The following is a 25,343-nucleotide window of genomic DNA, read 5'->3' on the forward strand; positions in this document are numbered from 1 at the left end:
GACCGAGGACTCCTTCCCGGGCGAGATGCCCAATGTCATCGCCGCCCGGCTGTCCAACTACTTCGACCTCCGCGGTCTCAACATCACGGTGGACGCGGGCGAGGCATCCCTCCTCGAGGCGTTCGACGTGGCCGGCTCCTACCTCGACTTCAAGGAGATCGACGTCGCGCTGGTGGCCGGGGTCAATGGCACGGCGCTGGCGGGCTGGAACGACGCGGCGGGCCGCAACGCGGTCGAGGGCGCGTTCCTGTTCGTCGTGACCCGCAGGTCGCTCGCCGAAGAGGCAGGCCTGCCCGTGCTGGCCGTCGTGGAAAGGAGCGTGGCAGCGTGACCGCGACCCTGCTGGGAGCCGAAGGCGCCCGCGAACTGATCGCCTTCCTCACGTCGGCAACGTCGGCAACGTCGTCGACCTCGTCGGGCGGGACTGCGGTGATCGAACGGGCCGTACAGGAAGGTGGCCGGACGCACCGCCTGCGCCTGCGCCGTCCGGACACTCCTCAGCCCGAACCGCACCTCCTGGACCGGCATGTCCTCCGCCTGGCGCCCGCGCCCCGGGCCGCCCGCGCCGACGGGCCCCTGCCGCCGCTCTTCCCGCCCGACACGGTGATCCTGACAAATACTCAGGAGGCCCCGAACGGCATCGTCCTGCACGAGGAAACCGTCGAGGCCGACGTCCTGCGCGCCCGGCCCCGGCACGTCCGGGTGCTGGTCGACCTGTCCATCGAGGACGCAGAACACCCCGAAGACGGCGCGGACGGCGCGGACGGCGAGGGCGCCGAGAACGCCGGGAACGCCGGGAACACCGACAACGCCGAGGGCCGGAACCCCGGGCCCTCCGAGCGGCTGCTGCGGCTGCACGATGCCGTCTTCCGTACCGCGAAGGCCTGCACCGAACTCCCCACCCGCCCCGAATCATTCGTCATCGTCCTCCTCGGCGGGATCGACGCGGCACGTGTGCCGCATCCCTGCACCGGTCTGTTCACCGGCTTTGTGAAAAGCCTGGCCCTCGAATGGCCGGACTCGGCGGTCCTTGCCGTGGTCCATGAAGCCACCGATCTCGCCGCGGCCGAGAAGGACGCCGCGGCCGAGGCCGTGGCCGAACAGCTGCTGCCCGTCGTCTCCTTCGCGGGCGGCACCCGCCTTCTGTGGCAGGCGGTCCCCGAGCCCGGACGGAAGCCGGAGCCGGCCGCCCGCCCCGCCCCGCGCCCCGGCGAGTACACCGTCGTCGCGGCCGGCGGCGGACGCGGCATCGGCGCCGAACTCCTCGCCGCGCTGGCCCGCCGCGACCGCCCCCGGCTCCATGTCATCGGCTCCACCCGCCTCGACACCCTGGCGGAGGGCACACACCCGACCCGTAAGGACTTCATCCGCGCCCGTACGAGCGGCCCCGACCGGCTCACCGTGCGGGAGGCGAACTCGGCCTTCGACCGGCTGTCCGCGGCCCGCGAGGTCGCGGCCAACCTCACCGCCCTCGAAGAGATCTGCGGCGCCGGCCGCGTCTTGTACCACGCGTGTGATCTCCGCGACCGCGACGCGGTGAACGCGGTCGTCGCCCGGATCACGGACCCGGCCACAGACGCAGACACCGAAGGCAGCGGCCGCGTCGACCTCCTGCTCAATATCGCCGGGACGAATCGCGCCGCCTCGGTGGACCAGAAGAGCCTCGCCGACTTCCGTGCCGTACGCGACCTGAAGGTACGCACGTACGCCAACCTCAAGGCGGCCTTCGGCGCCGCGCAGCCACGCCGCTGGTGCAACTTCGGGTCATTCGTCGGGTTCACCGGCCAGACCGGCGAGACCGACTACGGCGCGGCGAACGACTACTTCAACACGGCGGCCCTGCACAGCGCGGCCGGCGGCGCCCGGGAGTTCACCATCGGCTGGACCCTGTGGCGGGACGTCGGCCTCGGCGCGACGCCTTTGATGCGTACGTTCCTCGCCAAGAGCGCGCAGTTCACCGCCATGCCCACGGCCGAGGGGGTCGACCACTTCCTGCACGAACTCGACCAGGCGGACCCGGCCCCGGTCACCGTGCTCTTCGGAGACCCCGAACGAGCCGCCATCGAGGCGGCGGTACCCGGCTACCTGGACTTCTGCCGCACCCCGCCGGCGACCGCGGCACACGCACCCACCCTGCCCGGATTCTTCGTCGACGACATCGTCGACCGGGGCCCCGACCGGCTCACCGTCGTCCGCACCTTCAACCAGGAGCGGGACGCGTATCTCCACGAGCATGTCGTCAACGGCCACCCGACCCTGCCCGGCACGTTCGTGCCCGAACTGGCCGCGCAGGCGGCCATGCATCTCGTCCCCGGCCGGGTCCCGGCCGTCTTCGAGGACATCCGGCTCGAATCCTTCCTGCGCCTCTACAAGGCGGGCCGTGACGAGACCAAACGCATCAAGGCCCGCCTGATCAGCCACGGTCCGGTCGAATCGGTCGTCGCGGTCGAGGTCACCGGCGACGTGCTGGCCCCGGGCGGGCGTCTCCTCGTCAAGGACCGCCGCCACTTCTCGGCGGTGGTGCGGCTGCGCGACGAGCCCGTCGCACCGCCGCGCTGGGAACACTGGGACGACCAGGGCTCCCGGCGCATGGCCGACCCGTACCACCTGCCCAACCCGGCCGTCCTGCTCAGCGGCGTCTTCGTCTCCACCGCCGACACCCGTAGCCATCCCAACGGCAGACGCGCGCGGTACGCACCCGACCGGCCGGGCATCGAGCGCTGGTTCTCCGGTCTCGTCGTCCCTTCCGTCCTCCTGGACGGCCTCGCCCGCGTTTCGGTCCTGGACCGCACGGACGGCGACTGGACCCCGCTGGCCGTACCCCGCACCATCCGCCGCATCGATCTGTACGGCGGTCACACCGACGCCTCCCTCGCCGCCGCCGGCACCCCGGTCGAGCTCTACTCCCTGCCCTCCCGTCTCGACCTGGAGAGCGAGGAGGACAACCGGGCCGTGGCCGTCAACGCCGCCGGAGAAGTCGTGCTCCAGATCAAGGACATGACGGGCGTCGTACTCGGCCATGTGAACCAGACCACCGGCGAGTACCGCGAACGCCGACGACCTGCCCAGGAGGCAACAGCATGAACGAGGGAAACGAGACTCCCCCGGTGCGGCCCCCGGGCGGCTGCCCGGTGACCGGTGCCGGGGCCAAGCAGGTCGAGGGGCCGAACGGCTTCCCGATGTCCCTGCCGCTCCTTTCGACCGTGGCGTACGCCGCAGATCCGCCGGGCTTCTCGCTCCGCGCCCAGAAGAACCACGGCACCGTCGTCAAGCTCCCTCTGCTGCCCCACAACCCGACGGTTCAGCTTTCCTCCCCCGAGGCCATCCGCCGAGTGCTCCAGGGCAATGCCGACAATTACTCCCGCGGCGCCTACTACGAGGCGTTCGAGCTGTTCATGGGCAGGGGACTGCTCACCCTCGACGACGGCGACTGGCGCCCTCACCGCAAGGTCGTCAACCCCGCCTTCACACCGAACGCGATCGCCGCACGCGCGGCCGAGACCGACGCGGCCGTCGCCGATCTGCTGGACCGCTGGGCCGAACACGCCCGCACGGGCCGCCCGTTCGACCTCTTCACCGAGTCGATGGCCCTTACCTGCCGGGTGATGGGGCTCGCGCTGGTGGGCAAGGACCTGTCCCAGGACGGTGGTGAGTTCGCCCGGGCGGTGTCGGTCGCGCTGGAGGCGATCTTCAAGAACGTAGGGCTGGACAAGATCATCCCCGCGTTCATTCCGACCAGGCACCGGCGGCGCACGGCCGCGGCCCGGCGCACGCTGGAGCGGGTCGTCGCTCAGGCCGCCCAGGACGTCGACCTCGGCGTGGGCGGCGAGGTGGCCACCCTGATACGGGAGTCGGACCTGCCGGAGGACGCCCTCTGGTCGGACCTGGTGACCCTCTTCCTCGCCGGCGTCGAGACCACCGCCCTCACCCTGTGCTGGACCCTCTACGAAATTGCCCGGAACCCGGTGGTCCGCGATCATCTGGAGGAGGAGACGGACCGGGTCCTGAAGCGCCGCCTGCCCACCAACCGGGACCTGGCCGACCTGCCGTACGCCGGCATGGTGGTCGCCGAGGGGCTGCGGATGCACCCGCCGGTGTGGCAGTTCACCCGTGAGGCGATCGAGGACGACGTACTGGCAGACCATCACATTCCGGCCGGCACGCCCCTGCTCGTATCGGTGTACGGAGCCCACTACAACCCGGAACAGTGGGAGAACCCGGAACAGTTCGATCCGGAGAGGTTCCGGCCCGGCAGCACGGCGACTCAGGACCGCTCGGCCTACCTGCCGTTCGGCGGCGGCCGCCGCCAGTGCATCGGCAAGAGGATGGGGCTCGCCCTTCTCGAGCAGGCTGTCGCCGGTATCTCAGGCCGGTTCCGGCTCACGCTGACCAGCGGTGAGGCCGGCTCCGGCGCGTACATCACGCTCTTCCCCAAGGGCGGCATCCGTGTGACGGCGAAGGAGCGGCGCCGATGACCACAACCGGTACGGCCGCCCACCACGAGGCCGCTCAGCGATGGCCGGCGGTCCGGCCGCACCTTTCCTCCTTCGACCCGGACGCGTTCGTCCGGCCGGTCGACCGCTTCGTCTGGGAGCCGGTGCAGGTGCCGTACACCGGCCCGGAGTCCGATCGCCCGCTCGCCGGCCGCCGACTGCTGCTCGTCGGCGAATCCGCGGGCCTGGTCGCCGCCGTCGCCGAGCGGCTGGGCGAGCGCGGCGCCCTGGTCGTACGCTCCGATCCCGATACGGCGCTGCGTACCGACGGCTGGGACGGCATCGTCGACCTCAATGTCATGGGGAGTACGTACGAACTGGGCGACACCCTCTGGCAGCCGGCGCTGACCCGCACCACCGAGGCCATCCGCAGCGCCTATCAACGCTGGGTGACGGAGCCGCGCTTCGGCCGCCATGTCTACCTCGCGCTCACCCATCTCGGCGGGCTTGCGGGCCACGGCGAGGGGGAGGTGCCGCAGCCCCTGGGCGGCATCTGGGCAGGTATCGCCAAATGCCTGCCTCGCGAACTGCCCGCCGCCGGGATCGTCGTCGTGGACCTCGACCGCGCGGACCCCGCTTCGATCGCCGAGGCCGTAGAGCGCGAGTACGTACGTCCGGAGCACTTCGAGGTCGGCTACCGCGAAGGCCTCCGCCATGTACTGGTCGGCCATCCCGCACCGCTCGGCCCGCCCGACAGGCACGTTCCCGACGAGCACGCTCCGGGCATGCCTCCCGGCAAGCACGCCCCCGGCCCGGACGACACCGTCCTGATCACCGGCGGTGCACGCGGCGTCGGCTTCGCGGCGGCCCGGGCGTTCGCCGAGACCTTCGGCTGCCGCGTGGTCGTCACCGGCCGCGGCGAGCGTCCGGCGGCGGACGAGGTGAGCGCCCTGGACGACGAGGGGTTCGCCGCCTGGCGCCGCCGACGGCTCGCTCAGGGCCGTACGCCGCGGGAACTCGCCCTGGTCCGGCGGGAGATCCACCGGGCCCAGGAGGATCGCACGGTCTGCCGCAACCTCACCGGGGCCGAGGCCGACGGGCTGCGCATCGACTATCTGCGCTGCGACTGCACCGACGCCGCGCAGGTCGAGCAGGCCTTCGCCGCGCTCGGCGAGGGGCCCGAGTTCGTCATCCACAACGCCGGGATCGACGACCCCGCCCGCTTCGACCGCAAGACCGCGGAAAGCGTTGTACGCACCGTGGACGTCAAGGTCACCGGCTTCGCGAACCTGGTGGCCGCGGTCCTCGCCCGACCCGAACGCCGAAGCCGGCTGAGGCTCTTGAGCAACGTCGGCTCCCTTGCCGGGCGGATGGGCGGGATGGTCGGTCAGATCGACTACGCCGCCGGCAACGAGGCCCTGGCCCGGATGGGCTTCTGGGCACGCGACAACCTCGGCCTTCCCGTGCAGACGCTGTGCTGGCCGACCTGGGAGCGGCTCGGCGTCATCGCCAACTACTCGGCCGCCGTCCGCTATGTCTCCACCCTCGACCCCGCGGAGGGCGCCCGCCGGTGGGTCGAGGAACTCAGCTCCGGCCACACCGACGAAGCCGTCTTCCTCGGACGTATCGGCGCCGTCCTCGCCCCCGGCCAGCTCCGCGGCTTCGGCCTGCTCACCGGGCATCCCGACCTGCCCCGCCTGCACGCGCTCGACCATCACCTGGGTGAGGTCGAGGAGTACGAGATCTTCCGCTCGCTGCGCAGCACCACGCGGCTCAGAGCCGGTCAGCATCCCTGCCTGTCCGAGGTACGCGTCGACGCGGCCCCCGCCGTGCCCGTCAGCGTCGCCCTGGAGCACGCGGTGGCGGCAGGCGACTGGGTGGTCCCGGAAGGGTGGCCACTGCTGCACCTGCGCGAACTGCGCAACCTTCAAGTGCACCTGGGCGGCCTGCGGTTCACGGGGGAGCATCTCACCCTGCACCGCGAGGCCCGCGGCGGCTACTCCGACGGCGAGTGGTGCGTCGACGTCACCATCCGCGGCGCCGAAGGCACGGACATCGCGGCGGTCACGCTCGTCTACGGTGACCGGCCCGCCGAGCGGACACGGACAACGGTGCCGGTCGACGACGGGGCGAGCAGCCGGCCGGCCGCGCGGTCCGGGAGGCTGAGCTGGTCCGGGGTGGTCTTCCCGGAGAAGCCGGCCGACAGGAGCGAGGGCGGACTGCGCATCGACCTCCCGCCGGTGGAGCCGGCGGACTTGTGGACCGTGCCGTTCCCACCCGATCCGACTCTCGCACCGGCCGCCGTGGAAGCGATCGTCCGCGAGGTGGACCGCCACACGGTACGGGACGCGGCCGGCACGCTGACCGTCCGCCGTCTGGTGCTCTGCCCGGGCGCACAGCGCGTCGAGCATCTGCACGCCACCGTCGGCCTCGACCGCTGGACCGGGACCCGCGAGGGAGTGGGCGTGCTCCTCGCGGAGGGGGTCCGGCTCAGGGACTGAGCCCGCACTGAAGCCGCGCTGAACAGCCAGTGCTGAAGCCCTCGCCGAGTCCCGGACTTGAGGTCCGCGCCAAGCCGCGACTGAGCCCCGAGCAGGCTCAGTCGCGGCGCCAGCCGGTGACGACGGCACGCAATGTGGCCTCGTAGCAATCGGCGATGTCCAGACCGGGGGGCTCGTTTCCGGACAGCTCCAGGGACACGAGCCCGTGTGCCGCACCCCAGCATGACAACGCGATGACCTCGGGCTGACCGGACTTGAACTGTCCGGCCGCCTGCCCCCGCACCACCGCGTCCACCAACGGCGCGATGGTGTCCCCGACTTCACTCTTGCGCTCGGGGGTCGGCTCGTACTCCACGGTGCGGTCGGCGAACATGATCGCGTACAGGTGCGGGTTCGCGAGCGCGTACTCGCGGTAGGCCTCGCCGAGCCGGATGACGTCGGCGGCGGGATCGTCGGTCGAATTGACGGTGGCCAGTCGCGCCACGAAGAGCCTGGCCGCTTCCCGGTACAGGCTGTCGAGCAGCCCGGCCTTGTTCCCGAACAGCGAATAGACCGCCGTGGTCGAGGTCTTCACGTCGGCTGCGAGCCGACGCAGGCTCAGCGCGGCAGTGCCACGGTCGAACACCGTGGCGGCAGCGCGGTTGATCAGCCTGAGGCGGAGTGCTTCGTCATGTGTCTTGAGCCGGGCCATTCGTTAACTGTATCGCAACACCGTTTTAAAACCTGACCCCCAGGTGGCCAAGCCTGCTTCGCCGACCGTGCCAGCACTGGAAGAGCGATTAATAACGGTGTTACTGTTGGCGCAGCGCCGGAGTCGGACACGCGGCGTTCGCCAACGATCTAGGGGAATACGCATGTTTGAGGGGTTAGGGCGTTTCATTCACCGGCGGTGCAAGCCTCTGCTGATCTTCACTTTGCTGTTCGCCGTGCTCTCCGGGGTCTACGGCGTCGGCGTCTTCGGCGACATGAAGCCGGGTGGCTTCGAGGACCCGAAGTCGGAGAGCCGGCGCGCGGCCCTCCTGGCCGAGAAGGCGTTCCCGCAGCGGGCACCCGACGCGGTGGTGGTCTACCGCAGCGACGACAAGACCGTGGACGACCCGTCGTTCCAGAAGGCGGTCGTCGACAAGATCTCGTCGCTGCCGAGTTCGGTGGTCACCGGGTCCGCCCACTTCTGGATGACCAAGATGCCGGAGCAGGTGAGCCGCGACCGGCACGCGACCTATGTCGCGCTGAACCTGCACGGCAGTGACGACAACACCAAGGAAGAGTCCTACAAGGAGGTCAAGGACAAGCTGGCGGTCGAAGGGCTCGAAACCCTGCGCGGCGGCCCGGTCCCGACCGGCCATCAGGCCGGCGAGGAGATCGGCAAGGATCTCGGCACGGCGGAGGGCTTCTCCTTCCCGGTGCTCTTCGTACTGCTGGTCATCGTGTTCGGCGGACTCGCCGCGGCAAGCCTGCCGCTTCTCGTCGGCGGGCTCTCCATCCTCGGGTCCATGGCGGTACTGCGCGTCATCGCTCAGTTCACCGACGTCTCGGTGTTCGCGATGAGCCTGGTCACGGTCCTGGGCCTGGCGGTGGCCATCGACTACGGCCTGCTGATTGTGAGCCGCTACCGGGAGGAGCTGGAGCGCGGACACACCGGGGCCGATGCTCTCTCGCGCACCGTGGCCACGGCGGGGCGCACCGTGGTGGTCTCCGGGATCACGGTCGCGGTGGCGCTCTTCGGGATGACCTTCTTCCCCTTCGCGTTCCTCAAGTCCATGGCGTACGGCGGCGTGGCCGCGGTGGTCCTGTCGGTGTTCTTCTCGCTCATCGCGCTGCCCGCCGCACTGGCGGCGATGGGGCCGCGGGTCAACGCCCTCTCCCTGCGACGCAGGAAGCGGGCGGCGCCGGCATCGGGCGAGGGCCCCTGGTACCGGCTGGCACACGGTCTGATGCGCCGCCCGGTGGCGGTTTCGGTGGTCACGCTCGGCGTGCTGCTCGCCCTCGCCGCGCCGTTCCTGCGCATCGAGTTCGGCGCCAACGACGCGCGGCAGCTTCCCAACAGCGCCGAGGGCCGACAGGTTCACAACATCATGGAGCGGGACTTCGACGGCGACGGCATCAAGTCCATCGACTCGCTGCTGACCCTGGCGGGCGACGCCAAGAGCAAGGAGCAGGGCGCCGAGCTGCAGGCGTACGCCGACCGGCTCGGCAAGGTGCCCGGGGCCAAGGGCGCCCAGATCACCGGAGTCGAGGGCACCACGGCGCGGGTGTCGGTGAAGTTCGACGGGGTCGCCGTCTCCACCCCGAGCAAGAACCTGGTGAACAAGCTCCGTGAGGTGCCCGCGCCACCAGGCGCCACGGCGTACTTCGGCGGCGAGACCGCGGTGTTCGACGACACCCTGGACGCGCTGGCCGAGACGCTGCCGTGGATGCTGCTCTACATCGCGATCGCGACGTACATCCTGCTGTTCCTGGCGTTCGGCTCGGTACTGCTGCCGCTGAAGGCGATCGGGATGAATCTGCTGTCCCTCTCGGCGACCTTCGGCATCCTGGTATGGATCTTCCAGGACGGGCATCTCGCCGATCTGCTCAGCTTCGATCCCACCGGGAACATCGAGCCCAATATGCCGATCATGCTGTTCGCGCTGATCTTCGGACTGTCCATGGACTACGAGGTGTTCCTGGTGTCCAGGATCCGGGAGCAGTACGACCTGCTCGGCGAACCGACGGCCGCGGTGGCCACCGGACTCCAGAGCATCGGCAAGCTGATCGTCAGTGCCGCACTGCTGATGTGCGTGCCGCTCGCGGCCATGGCGACCAGCGGCGTGCTGACCATGACGCTGTTCGGTGTGGGCATGGTGATCGCGATTCTGCTGGACGTGTTCGTGGTGCGGATCCTGCTGGTACCGGCCGTCATGAAGCTGATGGGCAGGGCCGGTTGGTGGGCTCCGGGGCCGCTGGCAAAGGTGTACGCCCGCTACGGCATCAAGGAGACGGACGGCGTTCCGGAGACTCCGGACGCCAACGAGCGTGTTCCCGTGGCGAGTTAGTCAGTGCCGGTGGGTCCCCTTCCCCGGGGTGAAGTGCCGCGGTCGTCCGCGGCACTTCACCCCGGCCGGCATACCTTCCGGCACACCTTGACGGGCAGATTCGTCCGTCGGGTACAGTCATTCCATCTATTAGACAACGTCTAACTGAGGCTCATGGAGGCCCGGATGGCCGCGGAAAAGGCCGCACTTGGCGCGATTCTCCGCCCGATCAAGGGAAGGCTGCGGCTGGCCGTAGCCGCCCAGGCCGTCTCGGCGGTCGCCGGGGTCGTGCCCTTCATCGCCATCGCCGAACTCGGCCGGGTACTGCTGGACAGCGGGCCCGACCGGTCGCGCGAGGCCTGGACCATCACCGCGATCGGCGCCGGCGCCCTGCTGGTCAGGCTGATCTTTCTGCTCGCTTCGGGCGCCGTCTCCCACTTCGCGGACAATGAACTGCAGTTGCACATCCGGCGCGGGCTTGTGGACAAGCTCGGCCGGGTGCCGCTCGGCTGGTTCTCCGCGCGCAACTCCGGCTCGGTGAAGAAGGCCGTGCAGGACGATGTGGAAGCGATGCACCACATGCTCGCCCACTCGGTGCTCGACATCACCGCGGCGGTGGTCGTTCCGGTGACGTCGCTGACGTACCTGTTCTGGGTGGACTGGCGGATGACCCTCGTGGTGATCGCCCCGCTGGTCGTCGGTCTCGGGCTCTACAGCATCACGATGGCCCAGATGGCCGGCCACCTTCCCGACTACGACCGGGCGATGGAGCGGATCAACGGCAGCGCCGTCGAATTCGTCCAGGGCATCGCGGTGGTCAAGACCTTCGGCCAGACACGCCGGGCGCACCAGCGGTTCAGCGAGGCGGCGGACGACTTCTCCTCGTTCTTCCTGTCCTGGGTCCGCGCCACGCTGCGCTCCAAGGCGGCGGCCGAGATCGTACTTTCGCCGATCGCCGTGCTGCTGGCGGTGCTCGCCGGAGGCGCGGTGTTCGTGACGAACGGCTGGCTCGCCGCCGTGGACCTGCTGCCGTTCGCCCTGCTCGGGATCGGCCTCACCGCGCCCGTACTGGCTCTGTTCTACGCGAGCTACGAACTGCGGATCGCCAAGGGCGCGGCCGAGCGCGTCGGCGAGGTGCTGGAGGCCGAGGAACTTGCGGAGTCCGCCGCGCCGCGTACACCGTCCGGGAACGACGTCAGCTACAAGGGCGTGCGGTTCTCCTACGACGGCAAGCAGGAAGCCGTGGCAGGCATCGACCTGGAGCTGGCCCCGGGAACTGTCACCGCCCTGGTCGGTCCCTCGGGTTCGGGCAAAAGCACCCTGGCCACGCTGCTCCCCCGGTTCGGGGACGTGACCGGCGGCTCCATCAGCATCGGCGGCGTCGACATCAGGGAAATGGCTCTGGAGGATCTGTACCGCCGGGTCGCGTTCGTCTTTCAGGACGTCCGTCTCACGCAGGACACTGTCGCCGCCAATATCCGGATGGCGAGGCCCGACGCCGACCTTTCGGAGGTACGGGCCGCGGCCCGGGCAGCCTGCGTCCACGACGTGATCGAGGCGCTGCCGCGCGGCTACGACTCGGTGATCGGCGAGGACGCGCGGTTCTCCGGCGGCCAGGCGCAGCGCGTCTCGATCGCCCGCGCGCTGCTGGCCGACACACCCATCATCGTGCTGGACGAGGCCGCCGCCTTCGCCGACCCGCAGTCCGAGGCCGCCGTGCAGGACGCGCTGTCGGAGCTGACCAGGGGAAAGATCGTGCTGCTGATCGCCCACCGGCTCTCCACCGTGGTCGATGCGGACCTGATCGCGGTCCTCGAGGACGGAAAAATCATCGAACGCGGCAGGCACGAGCAACTGGTCGCACAGGCCGGCAGGTACGCCCGTATGTGGCACGCCCATGAGCGGACGGCCGGGTGGCAGCCGCACCAGCCCACGTTGATCACGACCGTGAGCGCCGCTCCGGTGGGAGGGAACAACCGATGATCCGTCAACTGCTCAAGGTGGTGGGCCCCGAGCACGGGCGCCCCGTACGCAGGATGCTCGCCGCCCTCGCGGTGGGCGCGGTGCTGCAGGGCATCGCCTTCGCCCTGCTCGTCCCGGTCCTTCAGGCGCTCTTCGGCTCCGATCCCGACTCGGTGTGGCCCTGGATCTGGGTGCTGCTCGGAGTGTCGTTCCTGTACTGCGTGACCTACTACGACAGCCTGCGCACCGGATTCCAGGCGGGTGCGACGCTCTCCAGGAGCCTGCACCACCGGATCGGCGACCAGGTGGCGACGCTGCCGCTGGGCTGGTTCGCGCCGGAGCGGGTCGGGCAGCTCGGGCAGCTCGCCACGAAGAGCGTCATGGACATCATGGGGGTGCCGGCCCATCTGCTGCGGCCACTGGTGACCAGCTACCTCACCCCCGCCACCGTCGTCGCTCTGATGTACGTCTTCGACTGGCGGCTGGCGCTGGCGGCCACCCTCACCGTGCCGGTGATCGTCCTGGTCTACCGGTGGAGCGCCGGCCTGACCCGCAAGGCCGACGAGGCCCGGACGGCGGCGCATGCCGTGACCGGCGGCCGGGTCGTCGAGTTCGCTCAACTCCAGCCTGTCCTGAGGGTGTTCGGCCGCAGCGGGCCGAGCGCCGGGACGCGCGGGCTCGATGACGCGCTGCACACGCAGTACGAGACGTCCCGCCGGGTGCTCGTCACCGGGGTGCCCGGACTGATCAGTTTCGCGCTCGTGGTCCAGGCGGCTTTCAGCGTCATCCTGGTGTCGGGCACCTACCTGGCACTCGACGGAAGCCTGGACGTGGCCAAGCTGCTGGCGATCCTCGTCCTCGCGGCCCGGTTCACCGAACCGATCGCCGAGACCGCGGTGCTCGGCTCGACGCTGCGTACGGCGCGGTCCGCACTCGACCGGGTCTCCGCCCTGCTGGAGGAGCCGGCCCTGCCCCGGCCCGACGATCCGCGTGTCCCCGACGGCAACGGCGTCGAGTTCGAGAACGTGGCCTTCAGCTACGACGGGACACCCGTGCTCTCCGGAGTCTCGCTGACCATGTCGGAGGGCACGATGACCGCGCTCGTCGGCCCCTCCGGATCCGGCAAGACCACGGTCAGCAAGCTGATCCCGCGGTTCTGGGACGTGGACGCCGGCGTGGTGCGGGTGGGCGGGGTGGACGTCCGGGACATCGATCCCGAGGTGCTGATGTCCCGGATCTCCGTGGTGTTCCAGGATGTGTACCTCTTCGAGGGCACGATCCTGGACAACATCAGGGTCGGCCGCCCGACGGCCAGTGACGCCGAGGTCCGCGAGGTCGCCCGGCTGGCCCGGGTGGAGGAAATCGTGCACCGGCTGCCGGACGGTTGGGACACCAAGGTCGGTGAGGGCGGCGCGCTGCTCTCGGGCGGCGAACGGCAACGGGTGTCGATCGCGCGCGCAATCCTGAAGGACGCCCCGATCGTGCTGCTCGATGAGGCGACCGCATCGCTGGACCCGGAGAACGAGCAGGCGGTGCAGGAGGCGCTGAGCGTCCTGACGGCCGGCCGGACGCTGCTTGTCATCGCGCACAGGCTGCGGACCGTCGCCACGGCCGACCAGATCCTCCTGCTGGACGAGGGAAAGATCGCCGAGCACGGCACGCACGACCAACTCGTCGCCGCCGACGGTCGTTACGCGGCCTTCTGGACCGAACGGAACCGGGCCAAGCGATGGAGCCTGGCCGGCCGGCATTCCTGACCAAAATTCAACTCGACTACGCTGACGGAATCCTGCCGTCCGGTACATGAAACAAGTCCGAAACAATGGAATGGATTGCGTCAAGACCACAGGCCGGCAGCACGGCGGGCAGGACGTCAGAATTGCCGGTCCATCTTGCCGCTCCCCCACTCGACACGGACCCGAATACCGTAACCATCAGGCCATTCAACAGCTCCGCCCCCGCCAGATTGATTCCAGTTCCGCCTCCGACGTGCCGGTCTATACTGGCCATCGTCCTGTTGGCCACCAGGTTCGGGTGACGGAAAGGCGGAGCAATTTTCGCCGGACCGGAGCAGAGCGGATGCCGAGGTACGCCTCCTTCCGGTCGTGGGCTGTTCAATTAGCCGCCACATCAAGACACCTGAGGGCTCCAGGACATTCATCGAAAGGTGCTGAGCATTCTTCGAGCGGGGGCTTGAGAACAGATGTCATCCGATGTTGTTTTCCACTGGCCGATAACTGCCCGAGAAGCTGAACTCCACGCAGTTGAGCGGGCCCTCGACCGGGGGAACGGCGCGCTTCTCGTCGGCGACCCGGGCGTGGGCAAGAGCCTCCTCCTCGCCACCGCTCTGGAGCGGGCCGCCGACGAAGGCAAGACCGTACTCTCCGTCGGCGGAGCGAGCTGGAGCAGCGGGACGCGGGCACGCGGATTCGGATCACTCGCCGAATGCCTGGAGTCCATCGAACCCTCCACACTGGACGGCACCGCATCCGACCGCCCCCTCGTCGGCATCGACGACGCTCATCTGGTCGATTCCGCATCGGGCGACCGCCTCCACCGGCTCGTCGCCGCGGGGCGGCTCGCCGTACTCGCCACCAGTCGGCAGGACGCACCCACCCCGGCCGGGATCGACAAACTATGGGTCGAGAGGCTCATAGACCACGTTGAAGTAGCTCCCTTCGACCGCACAGCGATGGGCAACGTCCTGCGCGCCCGGCTGGGCGGCCACACCGATACGGCGACGCTGGAGCGCCTCTGGGCCGCCACCCACGGAAACGCGCTGATGCTGCGTGAACTCGTCGAGCACGCACTCGAGGACGAGTCGCTGCGCTGCGTCGACGGGACCTGGCTCTGGCAGGGTCTGACCGAGCGCCCCGGCAAACGGCTGTCGAACGTCATAAGCCTCGGGCTGCGGGACCTCAGTCACGAGGAACACGAACTCGTCAACATGCTCGCCGTCGCCGAACCGCTGGAGGCGGACATCGCCGTCGCGTCGGGACTCGCGCATGCCGCGGAGTCGCTCGACCTGCGCGGCATCGTGAAGGTCGAGCGCAACGGGTCGCGCGTCGACCTCCGGCTGGCCGTTCCGCTCAGTCGCGTCGTGGTGGCTTCCCGGATGTCCGACCTCACCGCCCAACGGCTCCGCCGCCAGGTCGCCGACGCCCTGGAACGTACGGGCGCCCGCAGAGAGGAGGACATGCTGCGCATCGTCTCCCTCCGTATCGAAGCGGGACTCGTCCCGGAGCGGCAGCAACTGCTCGTCGCGGCGCGCACCGCGATGCGGATGCGGGACTGCGTGCTCGCCGAGCGCCTGTGCCTGCTGACCCTGCGGGACATTCCGCCGGGTGCGGACACGGCCATGGGCGGCCCGGCGCCGGATCCCGATTCAGCGGACTACGGAGCGGATCTCTGCCGGGTAGTTACGCGCGTTGACAAGGGGGCCGGCCACGCGACGGACTGCGTCCGGGCCGCCCTTCTGCTCGGTCAGGTCCTCGTCGCCAAGGGCTGCCACCAGGAGGCCGAGACGGTCCTGGCCACCGCCCTCGAATCCGGTGTGGAGGTGCCGCACCCGGAGTACATCGCCGCCGTGCACACCCGGGTGATCAACATGGCGTGGCGGTTAGGCCGCGTGCCGGACGCCGGGACCGTACTGGACCGCGCCGTCACGGCAATCGGGCCCGCGCACGCCGGAATGCTGCACGGCACGCGCGTCAAGATCGCGGTGCTGTCCGACCGCCTCCAGGAGGCCGTGGACATCGGTGAGGCGGTGCTGCGCTCCGGAACCGCCGGCCTTTCCGTCACCCAGGCGCTGGTACCGGCGGTGGCCTACGCGCGCACTGAGCTCGGGGACACGACAGGCGCGCTGGAACTGCTGAACAGCTACCGGGACGTCTCATTCGACTGGGACTCCGACTCCCTGGTCCTCGTCAACGCCGTCGCCGCACGCTGCTCCTACCTCTCGGGCAATCTGAAGGGGGCCGCCGACACCCTGGACGCCCTGCCCCGATACGACGCCAGCGACCGCTGGCCGGTGCTCCTGGAGACCATCATCGCCCGGTCCCAGCTGCTGCGTCTCCTCGGGCAGCCCGAGCGGGCCGTTGCTCTGCTGCGGCAGGCGATTGCCCTGGAGACGGGTTACGAATGGCCGACCACCCGGGCCTGGCCACTGGCCCAACTGGCCGGCGCGCTGGCCGAGCTGGGGCAGCACCCGGAGGCTCTGCGCACCCTCGTCGAGGCCCGTTCGGTCCAGCGCATGGCCGTCTCCCACCCGATCGCCGAGGACGAGATCGCGCACGACCGCGCGTTGGTGCTCGCCCATACCGGGGACCGTTCGGGAGCCGCCGCCCAGGCCGTGGAACTGGGTGAGCGCGCGGCGGCGGCAGGGCGTCCGGTCACGGCCGTGACCGCGCTGCACCTGGCCGCCCGTGTCAAGGACGGCGCCGCGTTCCGGATCCGGAAGCAGGCTCAGCTGCTCGCGGCGAAGAGCACCGGGGGCGTGGTGCGGGTGATGGCCGATCACATACAGGCGCTCGCCGAGGCCGACGGCAATGCGCTGACCAGGGTGTCCGCACAGTTCCGGGACATGGGAGCGCTGCCGATGGCCGCCGAGGCCGCGGCGCAGGCGGCCCGGGCCTACCGGGCATCGAGCCAGCGCCGCAAGAGCCGGGAAGCCTGGGCCACATGCCAGGACCTGCTTCGTGACTGCGGCTGCTCCCTGCCGCCGTGGCTGGCGAGGGAGAACCGCCAGGAGAGCGATGCCGCACCGCTGACGCCCCGGGAACGGGAGGTCGCCGCGCTCGCCTCGACCGGTCTTTCGAACCGCGATATCGCCGAGCAGCTGGTGGTGTCGGTCCGCACCGTGGAGAACCATCTGCACCGGATTTACCACAAGTTGGGCATCACCGCCCGGAACGATCTCAAGCGGGGCCTGGAGCAGGCGACCGCGCAGCCCGAGGAAGCGAGTCGTATGGCACCGGTGCAGCTGATCCGCTCTGCCGAGCCGGAGCCCGTCACCGAGGACGGTCGGGGGGGCGACCTGCTGTCCGATGAATGCGGGATCCGGTTCGCCGACCGTCCCGCTTCCTGAACTCGCCGCCGTGAACGCCGGCTGCGTGAGCGCCCCCTGGAAAGCCCCCCGACAGAAAGGTGTCCCGCGAGACTTCTCGCGGGACACCTTCCTTTGTCAGCGGCTCAAAGATCCCGCTCCGGCAGGATCCCGTGGCGGATGAAGTACGAGATATAGGTGTCGAACGCCTTTTCATCGATGCCGGGGCAGGTGACTCCGGAATCACTCAGGAACTCTCGCGTGGCCCCGTCCGCGAACTCGGCCACCTCGACCTTCTCCATGTCCACGATGGTGCGCATCAGCGGGAACATGGAGTTGGTGACGTCCACCGAAATGGCCTTCATCCACTTGATGATGCTGACTTCCTTCAGCTCGTATCCGGAGTTGCGGACGAGGCGAAGGATTTCCTCGGAGTTCAGCGTGCCGGGGCTGACCTCGTGGAAGGTGCCGCCGATCGACTCCGGGTCCCTCGTGATGGCGACGATCGCGGCGCTGACGTAGTCGACCGGCACCATGTTCATCTCGAGCCGGAACTTCCGTGGATACAGCCCGGCTTGCACGGAGCCCTTGATGAACCGCCATACGAAGTCGTTCTTCTGGCATGCTCCGCTGTTCGAGTCGCCCCACACCTGTCCGGGACGGTGGATCGTCAGCGGCACACCCCTTCGGCCCGCCTCGCGCACCAGTTGTTCGGCCACCCACTTGCTCTTGGTGTAGCCGAGCGACAGATTCTCCGGCGGCCCGGTGGGGTCGATCTCCCGCCGGGGTTCCTTCTCCGCCGTCGGATCGAACACGCCGGTGGTCGACACATGGTGCAGCGGAGCCTCGGCCGCGCAGGCCAGCCGGAGGATCTCGTGAGTTCCGTCAATCGTCGACTTCCGCAACCACTTGTACAGCGTAAGGAAGTTGACCTTGGCCGCCGAGTGATAGATGGCGCCGATCCGCTCGGCCAGTTCGGCGTACACGGACTCCGGCAGACCGAAACGGGGCTGCGTCACGTCCCCGGACACCACCCTGACCCGGTCCATGTCGAGGTCGTCGAGGATTTCGTACGTACTGAGATTGGCCTTGAGCCGTTCCAGTCCCGCGTCGCTGTCCGGGGATCGGACCAGGCAGTGCACGACCAGGCCCCGCGCCAGCAATTCCTTCAGCAAAAACGCGCCGAGAAAACCGGTCGCGCCGGTGAGGAACACCTCGGATACGGTACGTGGATCATTCGCCGGGAAGCCGGTGATGTCTTCGTGCAGCCTGACATCGTCGGCGAATTCCTCGGTGACTTCTGAAATCGTGAGCGAAGTCATCAGTTATCTTCGTTCCTTCCCCTGACATTCCGTCCGGTTCGGTGCCGCGGCTAGACGCCGGCGGCTGCTGCGGCGATCGCGCCGGCCAGCAGTGACAGGGCCTCTTTGATGTCCTCGTCGGACGCGACGAGCGGCGGGAGCAGCCGCACCGTCGTCGGACGGCTGATGCACGGGGAGACGACCAGACCGCGCTGGGCGAGCCCGGCCAGCACCTCGCCGGCCAGCTCGGGTGAATGGAAGTCGATACCCCACAGCAGGCCACGGCCCCGGGTCTCGGCCACGACGTCGCTGTGCCGCTCCTGGATCTGTGCCAGTCCCCGCTCCATCGCCGCGGCGATGCGGATGCCGTCCTCGACGTGCCGCTCGATGGTGTCCAGCGCCACGGGAATGACGGCGGTGCCCAGCGGGTGGCCGCTGAAGGTGGCGGTATGCATCATCGGATCCGCCAGCAGGGGGGCGAAGAGCTGGTCCGTACCCACCGCGGCCGAGACCGGGACGACTCCGCCGCCCAGCGGCTTGCCCAGCAGCACGGCGTCCACCGGGAGCCCTGCGGCAATCGCGAGGGACTTGGCGCCGCACCGCCGCAGGCCCACCTGGATCTCGTCGGAGATGACGAAGGCGCCGTGCTCACGGGCGTCGCGGCACCACCGCGCGAGGACATCCTCGTCCAGGATCCGCACACCGTTCTCGGCCTGCACCGGCTCGAAGACGACGGCCGCGACGTCCTGTTCGCGGATGACCCGCGAGACGGCCTCGGGGTCGTCCGGATCGACATGGACGACGCCTTGGAGCAACGGCTCCAGGCCCTTCTTGAACCGTTCGTTGTGGGTCAGCGCGAGGGCGCCGAGGGTCTTTCCGTGAAAGGCGCCCTCGACCGCGATCACGGTCGTACGGCCCGTGGCCATCCGCGCGAGCTTGACGGACACCTCGACGGCGTCGGCACCGCCGCATCCGAAGTAGACCCTGTTGAGGTTTCCTCCGAGGTAGTCGGCCAGGCTTTCGGCGGCGAGCGCGGGCACCGGGCTCTGGACCGACCTGGTCGATGCGGGCATGACGTCCAGCTGGCTTCGGACGGCGTCGACTATCGCCGTGTTCCGATGGCCGAGGAGGGCGACGGCGAACGAGCCGAAGTCGAGCACGGTACGGCCGTCCGAGAGGGTCACCCGGCATCCCTCGGCCGAGGACTCGACGGCCCCCTGCCCGGTGAACTTGCCGGCCACCGAAAGCGCCGGAGAAAAGTGGCGCTTGACGCGCCGGAACGTCTCTTTGGCGTCACCCGGGAGAACGGAACTCATTACTTCCCCTCGGGCAGACTCTGGGCGACGATTCCCTGCTGGTAGCCTTCCAGCGCCTTGGCCACCGCGGGGTGAATCATCTCGGCCACCATCGGCAGGCCGATGTCGAATTCCACGTTCAGTTCGAGCGTCGCGCCCGCACCGTCCGCGACGACCTGCCAGTATCCCTCGTACTGGGCGAGATCCCCATCGGTCTGGCGGAACTCCAGCCGGCGCCGTTCGGTATCGATGACGTCTTCCTGGTCCCACTCCATCTCGGAACCCTTGAGTTCGACCACCCAGCTGCTGCTGCGGCGGCCTTCCTCCTCGCCCGTAATGGTCACCTCATTGACGCCCTCCATATAGGAAGGGAACGCCTCGCAGTCCAGCAGCACCTGCCACAGCTGGTCGGCTGTCCCGGCGCTCGTGTGGGTCGTATGCAGTACGGCCATTGGAAATCTCCTCTCAGAAAAGCAATTGACATACCGGCAAAGGGAAAAGCCGGATCACGCGGAGTCTCTGCGCCGGCCGGAGGTGCGCTCCTCCACCAGAGCCATCAGGCGTTCCACCTCCGAGCGGAGCGTGTGCTGTTCCGATGTCAGCTGGTCGACTCGACGACGCAGGCGAACAAGCTCGAGACCGCTCGCGCCGTCGCGGCCAGCGAGGTCCGCGTCGCGGGATTCCCCGGCCACCGGATGGTGTTCAGCGGCGTCCGGCCCGTGCCATCTGCTCCCGCCTTCGTGTATCTGACGCAGGCGGACGGCTCGCACATGCGCCGCCCGTGCGTCGCTCTGGCGACCGCAGCGCTGCAGGGAGAGGGCCAGCTGGTCGCGGAAGCGGTCCCTGAGAGGGTGTGCCACGACCAACTCCTTGAGCTGACCGACGACTTGGCGGTGCTGGCCCAGCCGGAGCGAGGCGTCACAGAGGTCTTCCAGCGCGAGCAGACGCTCCTCCTCCAGCCGGGCCGCGACACCGGCGCACAGCGGGCCGTGGGACCCGCCGTCCAGTGCCGGGCCGCGCCACAGCTTCAAGGCCTTGCGCAGCAGCTCGCATGCGGTGTGCGGATCGGTCTTCAACTCCCGCTGGGCCCGAGCGACCTGCAGCCGGAACTGGACGCTGTCGAGCTCGTCGGGCCGCGCCTGGAGCAGGTAACCGGAGCCGCGTGCGACAAGACGCGGTGTATTGGCACGCGAAGGTTCCACCTCGATCAGCTGCTGCCGCAGTCGCGACACATGCGCCTGCAGCGCGTTGCCCGCCTTGTCCGGCGCATGGCGTCCCCACAACTCGTTGATCAACGCTTCCGCCGGAACGGGAGACCCCATCCGGACCAGCAGCACCCCGAGCAGCACGCGCTGCTTGGGACTGGTCAGCCGGACACTCCGCTGCCTGACTTCGTCGTAGATCTCCGGGGGCCCCAGTACACGGAACTGCATCCATACCTCCACCGGTCGTCGCGGCCCGCACCACGCGGCACCACGAGGTCATCACGGGTGGGGGACCCACTTCATGAGTAGCCAGGTACTCAAACCTCCCCCGCCGTCCGTATCGGCGGCGGCTCGCCCCGGCCCCCTGGCGGCCCCCGGGACACCTGGCGAGCGGAAGGTGAGTGGCCGCTACTCAGGCCTGCGCGCGGGGGCTCGTGGTCGGGTTGGCCCAAGCACCGTGACGACAGGCGGGGAGTGAGTGGCGTGACTCAGTGGGATGCCGAGGCCGCGGTGGTGGGGCTCGGGGCGTGGGGAGCCACGGCCCTGTGGAAGCTGGCGGCCCGGGGCGTCGACATCCTGGGGTTCGAGCGCTTCACCCCAGGTCACTCACTCGGTTCGTCACACGGCGGCTCCCGGATGTTCCGCCTCACGGGCCTGGAGCATCCTCAACTGGTCCCGCTCGCACGGCGGTCCGGGGAGCTCTGGTCGGAACTCGAAGACGCCGCACAGGAGCGGCTGTTCTTCCCCACGGGCGGGCTCCTGATCGGCCCGGAGAACGGACACATCGCGGGCGGCACCCTCCGCGCCGCTCATGAGCACGGCATCGAGGTCCGCACCTACACGGCGCGCGCTCTGCGTTTCCAGTACCCGCGCCACACCGGCGTGCCCGGCCATCACATAGGCGTCTGGGAGCCGTCCGCCGGGATCTTACGGCCGGAGAGAGCCGTCCGTACGGCGGTCACCCTCGCACAGCGCGCAGGGGCACGCGTGTACGCCGACACCCGCATCACCTCCGTCGAACCGGTGACGGGAGGCGTCCTCCTGCACACCGCCCAGCGGACCGTGCGGGTGCGACAGGTCATCGTGACGGCCGGCTCCTGGCTGGCCACTCTCGTACCGGGACTGCCGCTGGAATCGGTACGTATGCCGATCACCTGGTTCCGGCCGCTCGAACCCGACGGCACCTTCAACCTGGAGAGCTTCCCCGTCTTCATGCGGGAGCTGGACGACAGCCGGGTCCTGTGGGGCAGCGGCACGGAGGGCGGACACGACATCAAACTGGGCCTGGAAGACCGGGGTGTGACGGCCAAACCGATCGATCCCGACGACAGCGACCGGTCCGTGACACCCGACGACTGGTCGGATCTGGCGGGCACGCTGCCGGCCAAGATCCCCGGACTCGAGACCCTGCCCGCGCGGGTCGCGGTATCCACGCAGACGCGGACGCCGGACGGGCAGTTCGTGATCGGACGACCCGGCGGCGACCCCCGTGTCATCGTGGCGGGCGGCGACAACGGACACGGGTTCCCGTACGCCACCGGCATCGGCGAGGCCCTGGCGGACATCGCCCAGGGCAGGCCGGCCAGGGTGCCGCTGGACTTCCTCTCCCCGGACCGCTTCCGCTGACGGTCGGTATGCTCGCCGCCGGGCCGGCCGCGCCGGCCGTGACGTGTTGACGAGATGAGCGAGAGCCAAGTGTTCGAGTACGAGAAGGACGGTGCGGCGATCTACCGCCAGTCCTTTGCCACCATCCGCGCGGAAGCGGATCTCGCGGGGCTGCCCGCCGATGTCAGCCGGGTCGCGGTCCGGATGATCCACGCCTGCGGCATGGTCGACCTGGTACGCGACCTCTCGTACACCCCGGACGTGGTGACCCGCGCCCGCGAGGCGCTGCGCGCCGGCGCGCCCGTGCTGTGCGATGTCTCCATGGTCGCCAGCGGGGTGACCCGCAAACGGCTGCCCGCGGGCAACGACGTGGTGTGCACGCTGTCCGATCCGGCGGTCCCGGGCCTCGCGGCGGAGCTCGGCACCACTCGTAGCGCCGCTGCACTGGAGCTGTGGCGGGACCGCATGGAGGGCGCGGTGGTGGCCATCGGCAACGCGCCCACGGCTCTTTTCCGGCTGCTGGAGATGATCGAGGAGGGTGCTCCGCGCCCGGCGGCGGTCATCGGAGTGCCGGTCGGCTTCGTCGGCGCGGCCGAGTCCAAGGACGCGCTGGCCGAACACCCCTCGGGGCTCGATCACTTGGTGGTGCGCGGACGCCGGGGCGGCAGCGCCATCGCCGCGGCCGCCGTCAACGCTCTGGCCAGCGAGGAAGAGTAGGGGGAAGCGTCACGAGAGGCAGGCTGAGCGGGCCGGGGCCTCGCCGCTATCCGGAGAGCTGACGCAGCCGGGCGGCGGCCTCGTCCACGGTGGCCGCCACCAGGACGCCCTCCGGGACCGGAGGACGCCGGACCACGACCACCGGCAGTCCGGCCTCGCGGGCGGCGGTGAGCTTGGGCGCGGTCGCGGCCCCGCCGCTGTCCTTGGTGACCAGGACGTCGATGCGGTGGCGCCGCAGCAGTTCACGCTCGCGCTCGAGCGTGAAGGGGCCCCGGTCCAGCAGCACCTCCGTCCGGGACGGCAGCGGCGGCTCCGGCGGGTCCACCGACCGCATGAGGAACCAGAGTTCGTCGAGGCCCGCGAAGGCGGCGAGACCCATGCGGCCGGTGGTGAGGAAGACCCGCCGGCCCAGAGCGGGAAGGATCCCGGCAGCCTCCTCAAGGGAGCCGGCGCTGTGCCAGTCGTCGCCCTCGCCCGCGATCCAGCCGGGCCTGCGAAGGGCCAGCAGCGGAACCTGGGCCGTGACCGCGGCCGACGCCGCGTTGAAGCTGATCGTCCCCGCGAAGGGATGGGTGGCGTCGACGAGCGCGTCCACCCGGTGCGCCCGGAGCCACTGCGCCAGGCCCTCGGCGCCGCCGAACCCGCCGACGCGGACCTCGCCCGGGGGCAGTCTCGGGTCCGCGACGCGTCCTGCGAGCGAGGTGGTGATCCGCGCGCCTGGATGCAGGGACTCGGCGAGGCGGCGGGCCTCCGTCGTCCCGCCCAGTATCAGTACGTGCATCGGGAGCCGGTCATCGTTCGTCTCCTGACTTGGTGACCGCCCACTGCGTCACGGGCATGCCCTGCCGCCAGCCGGTGAAACCGCCCACCGGGACGGCGTACGCCATCGCGAGCCGCACCAACTCGCCGCCGTGCCGCCGGTACCACTGGGCGAGCAGCGCCTCGGACTCCAGCGTCACGGTGTTGGCGACCAGCCGGCCACCGGGGGGCAGCGCCTCCCAGCACGCTTCGAGCAGTCCCGGCACGGTCAGCCCGCCACCGACGAACACCGCGTCCGGGGTGGGCAGTCCGGCGAGCGCCTCGGGCGCTGCGCCCGTGACGACCCGCAGCCCCGGCACCCCGAGCCGGTCCGCGTTGCGGGAGATGCGTTCGGCCCGGGCGGGGTCGCGCTCGACCGTGATGGCCCGGCAGGAGCGGTGCGTACGCATCCACTCGACGGCGACGGATCCTGAGCCGCCGCCGATGTCCCACAGCAGTTCGCCGGGTGCGGGGGCGAGCACACCGAGCGTGGCGGCCCGCACATGGCGCTTGGTGAGCTGGCCGTCGTGTTCGTACGCGGCGTCCGGCAGGCCGGGTACGGCGCCGAGGCGCAGCGCTTCCGGCGCGCGGCGGCAGTCGATGGCGATGACGTTCAGCGGATCGCCGGGCGGCAGATCCCAGGCGTCGGCTGTCCCTTCGGCCCGCTGTTCGCGCTCCCCGCCCAGCTGTTCCAGCACCCGTATCCGGCTGGGTCCGAACCCGTACTCACGCAGGAGGGCCGCGACGTCGGAGGGCGTCGCGGCCCCGGCGCTGAGGACGAGCAGCCGCCGCCCGTCGTACAGCGCCGCGCCGAGCCGCGCGGTGGGCCTGCCGACGAGCGTCACGACCTCGGTGTCCTCCAGCGGCCAGCCCAGGCGCGCGCAGGCGTACGACACCGAGGACGGGTGCGGCAGTACCCGGGGCACACCGGCGCCCAGCACTTCGGTGAGCGCCCGGCCGATCCCGTAGAACATGGGGTCGCCGCTGGCCAGCACGGCGACACGGCGCCCGGCGTGGGCCGCGAGCAGGCCGGGCACGGCGGGCCGCAGCGGCGAGGGCCAGGCCACCCGCTCACCCGCGCAGGCGGGGGGCAGCAACTCCAGCTGGCGCGGGCCCCCGAAGAGGACGTCGGCGTCGAGGAGCGCCTGCTGCGAGGCGGCGGGAATTCCGTCCCAGCCGTCGGCTCCGATCCCTACGACGGTCACGGCCGGTGTGCTGGGGGACGCGGAACTCGCGGAACTCACGGACGGACACCTCGGGAGCGGAGAGAGAAACGAAGGCGCACTCTACTGGGCGGCCGTTTCGTCCCTCCGTGCCGGTGACGGGTCGGGGCGCCCGCTCAGGCGCCGGTGAGGCGGCGAAGGCCGGGAACCAGGCGCGGCAGCGTGGGCCGCTCGCGTACACCAGCGACCTCGGGCACACGCAACTGAGCCATGGCGTGCCGCAGACGCTGCCTGTCGGGGCCGAG

Annotated in this window: 17 protein-coding genes; 10 read left to right on the top strand and 7 right to left on the bottom strand. The window is 70.0% G+C overall.

Features of this window, described 5'->3' with window-relative positions; translation table 11 throughout:
- The 4 genes from J7E87_RS08765 to J7E87_RS08780 form a co-directional block, all read left to right on the top strand.
- The coding region (locus J7E87_RS08765) for a beta-ketoacyl synthase N-terminal-like domain-containing protein (protein ID WP_285427310.1) at positions 1-331 on the top strand (331 nt) is incomplete at its 5' end.
- A complete protein-coding gene (locus J7E87_RS08770; RefSeq protein WP_215091770.1) occupies positions 328-3,084 on the top strand; it encodes a KR domain-containing protein in 2,757 nt (918 codons plus the stop codon). The genes J7E87_RS08765 and J7E87_RS08770, both read left to right, overlap by 4 nt.
- A complete protein-coding gene (locus tag J7E87_RS08775) occupies positions 3,081-4,475 on the top strand; it encodes a cytochrome P450 (RefSeq protein ID WP_215091772.1) in 1,395 nt (464 codons plus the stop codon). The genes J7E87_RS08770 and J7E87_RS08775 overlap by 4 nt, the downstream gene beginning before the upstream one ends.
- On the top strand, positions 4,472-6,934 hold the full coding sequence (locus tag J7E87_RS08780) for an SDR family NAD(P)-dependent oxidoreductase (RefSeq protein ID WP_215091773.1): 2,463 nt from the start codon (positions 4,472-4,474) through the stop codon (positions 6,932-6,934). The genes J7E87_RS08775 and J7E87_RS08780 overlap by 4 nt, the downstream gene beginning before the upstream one ends.
- A gap of 97 nt (positions 6,935-7,031) precedes the next feature.
- On the opposite strand, the gene J7E87_RS08785 is transcribed toward J7E87_RS08780, so the two are convergent.
- Entirely contained in the window at positions 7,032-7,625 is a 594-nt protein-coding gene (locus tag J7E87_RS08785) for a TetR/AcrR family transcriptional regulator (RefSeq protein ID WP_215091775.1), read from the bottom strand.
- Positions 7,626-7,788: 163 nt separating this feature from the next.
- On the opposite strand from J7E87_RS08785, the gene J7E87_RS08790 reads away from it, so the two are divergent.
- The 4 genes from J7E87_RS08790 to J7E87_RS08805 all read left to right on the top strand — a co-directional run bounded on the left by J7E87_RS08790 (position 7,789) and on the right by J7E87_RS08805 (position 16,996).
- Positions 7,789-9,969: an MMPL family transporter gene (locus J7E87_RS08790; RefSeq protein WP_215091777.1), complete on the top strand. Its 2,181-nt coding sequence runs from the start codon at positions 7,789-7,791 to the stop codon at positions 9,967-9,969.
- 165 nt (positions 9,970-10,134) lie between these two features.
- Positions 10,135-11,931, top strand: coding sequence for an ABC transporter ATP-binding protein (locus J7E87_RS08795; protein ID WP_215091779.1), 1,797 nt, complete (start codon positions 10,135-10,137; stop codon positions 11,929-11,931).
- Positions 11,928-13,667, top strand: a complete 1,740-nt coding sequence (locus J7E87_RS08800) for an ABC transporter ATP-binding protein (RefSeq protein ID WP_215091781.1) — start codon at positions 11,928-11,930, stop codon at positions 13,665-13,667. Before J7E87_RS08795 ends, J7E87_RS08800 begins: the two co-directional genes overlap by 4 nt.
- A 446-nt stretch (positions 13,668-14,113) precedes the next feature.
- A complete protein-coding gene (locus J7E87_RS08805; RefSeq protein WP_215091782.1) occupies positions 14,114-16,996 on the top strand; it encodes a LuxR C-terminal-related transcriptional regulator in 2,883 nt (960 codons plus the stop codon).
- A gap of 104 nt (positions 16,997-17,100) precedes the next feature.
- On the opposite strand, the gene J7E87_RS08810 is transcribed toward J7E87_RS08805, so the two are convergent.
- The 4 genes from J7E87_RS08810 to J7E87_RS08825 are packed head-to-tail and all read right to left on the bottom strand — an operon-like array spanning position 17,101 to position 20,983.
- Positions 17,101-18,276 (bottom strand): thioester reductase domain-containing protein, encoded by a 1,176-nt coding sequence (locus J7E87_RS08810; protein ID WP_215091784.1) that lies wholly within the window; start codon positions 18,274-18,276, stop codon positions 17,101-17,103.
- A gap of 50 nt (positions 18,277-18,326) precedes the next feature.
- On the bottom strand, positions 18,327-19,571 hold the full coding sequence (locus J7E87_RS08815; protein WP_215091786.1) for an aspartate aminotransferase family protein: 1,245 nt from the start codon (positions 19,569-19,571) through the stop codon (positions 18,327-18,329).
- Positions 19,571-20,002, bottom strand: coding sequence for a type II toxin-antitoxin system RatA family toxin (locus tag J7E87_RS08820; RefSeq protein ID WP_215091788.1), 432 nt, complete (start codon positions 20,000-20,002; stop codon positions 19,571-19,573). The genes J7E87_RS08815 and J7E87_RS08820 overlap by 1 nt, the downstream gene beginning before the upstream one ends.
- Positions 20,003-20,056: 54 nt before the next feature.
- Positions 20,057-20,983 (bottom strand): BTAD domain-containing putative transcriptional regulator, encoded by a 927-nt coding sequence (locus J7E87_RS08825; RefSeq protein ID WP_215091790.1) that lies wholly within the window; start codon positions 20,981-20,983, stop codon positions 20,057-20,059.
- 255 nt (positions 20,984-21,238) lie between these two features.
- Between J7E87_RS08825 and solA the strand changes: the two genes are divergently transcribed.
- Complete coding sequence (gene solA / locus J7E87_RS08830) at positions 21,239-22,381, top strand: N-methyl-L-tryptophan oxidase (protein ID WP_215091792.1); 1,143 nt, start codon at positions 21,239-21,241, stop codon at positions 22,379-22,381.
- A 69-nt stretch (positions 22,382-22,450) separates the two neighbouring features.
- Positions 22,451-23,077 carry a precorrin-8X methylmutase gene (locus J7E87_RS08835; protein ID WP_215091900.1) on the top strand — a complete coding sequence of 209 codons (627 nt, stop codon included), beginning with the start codon at positions 22,451-22,453 and terminating at the stop codon, positions 23,075-23,077.
- Between the two features lie 46 nt (positions 23,078-23,123).
- Here the strand turns inward: J7E87_RS08835 and J7E87_RS08840 are convergent, their stop codons facing one another.
- Together J7E87_RS08840 and cbiE are read right to left on the bottom strand one after the other, a co-directional pair.
- Positions 23,124-23,858, bottom strand: coding sequence for a cobalt-precorrin-6A reductase (locus J7E87_RS08840; protein ID WP_215091793.1), 735 nt, complete (start codon positions 23,856-23,858; stop codon positions 23,124-23,126).
- 10 nt (positions 23,859-23,868) lie between these two features.
- A complete protein-coding gene (gene cbiE / locus J7E87_RS08845; protein ID WP_308312881.1) occupies positions 23,869-25,119 on the bottom strand; it encodes a precorrin-6y C5,15-methyltransferase (decarboxylating) subunit CbiE in 1,251 nt (416 codons plus the stop codon).
- Positions 25,120-25,343 lie beyond the last annotated feature (224 nt).

The organism is Streptomyces sp. ISL-1 (assembly GCF_018614585.1).
In the GTDB taxonomy this organism is placed as follows: Bacteria; Actinomycetota; Actinomycetes; order Streptomycetales; family Streptomycetaceae; genus Streptomyces; species Streptomyces maoxianensis.

Bases quoted from the DNA above. Each gene is read 5' to 3' on its own strand.
- J7E87_RS08775 (WP_215091772.1), top strand. From the start codon at position 3,081: ATGAACGAGGGAAACGAGACTCCCCCGGTGCGGCCCCCGGGCGGCTGC.
- J7E87_RS08780 (WP_215091773.1), top strand. From the start codon at position 4,472: ATGACCACAACCGGTACGGCCGCCCACCACGAGGCCGCTCAGCGATGG.
- J7E87_RS08785 (WP_215091775.1), bottom strand. From the start codon at position 7,625: ATGGCCCGGCTCAAGACACATGACGAAGCACTCCGCCTCAGGCTGATC.
- J7E87_RS08790 (WP_215091777.1), top strand. From the start codon at position 7,789: ATGTTTGAGGGGTTAGGGCGTTTCATTCACCGGCGGTGCAAGCCTCTG.
- J7E87_RS08795 (WP_215091779.1), top strand. From the start codon at position 10,135: ATGGCCGCGGAAAAGGCCGCACTTGGCGCGATTCTCCGCCCGATCAAG.
- J7E87_RS08800 (WP_215091781.1), top strand. From the start codon at position 11,928: ATGATCCGTCAACTGCTCAAGGTGGTGGGCCCCGAGCACGGGCGCCCC.
- J7E87_RS08805 (WP_215091782.1), top strand. From the start codon at position 14,114: ATGTCATCCGATGTTGTTTTCCACTGGCCGATAACTGCCCGAGAAGCT.
- J7E87_RS08810 (WP_215091784.1), bottom strand. From the start codon at position 18,276: ATGACTTCGCTCACGATTTCAGAAGTCACCGAGGAATTCGCCGACGAT.
- J7E87_RS08815 (WP_215091786.1), bottom strand. From the start codon at position 19,571: ATGAGTTCCGTTCTCCCGGGTGACGCCAAAGAGACGTTCCGGCGCGTC.
- J7E87_RS08820 (WP_215091788.1), bottom strand. From the start codon at position 20,002: ATGGCCGTACTGCATACGACCCACACGAGCGCCGGGACAGCCGACCAG.
- J7E87_RS08825 (WP_215091790.1), bottom strand. From the start codon at position 20,983: ATGCAGTTCCGTGTACTGGGGCCCCCGGAGATCTACGACGAAGTCAGG.
- J7E87_RS08840 (WP_215091793.1), bottom strand. From the start codon at position 23,858: ATGCACGTACTGATACTGGGCGGGACGACGGAGGCCCGCCGCCTCGCC.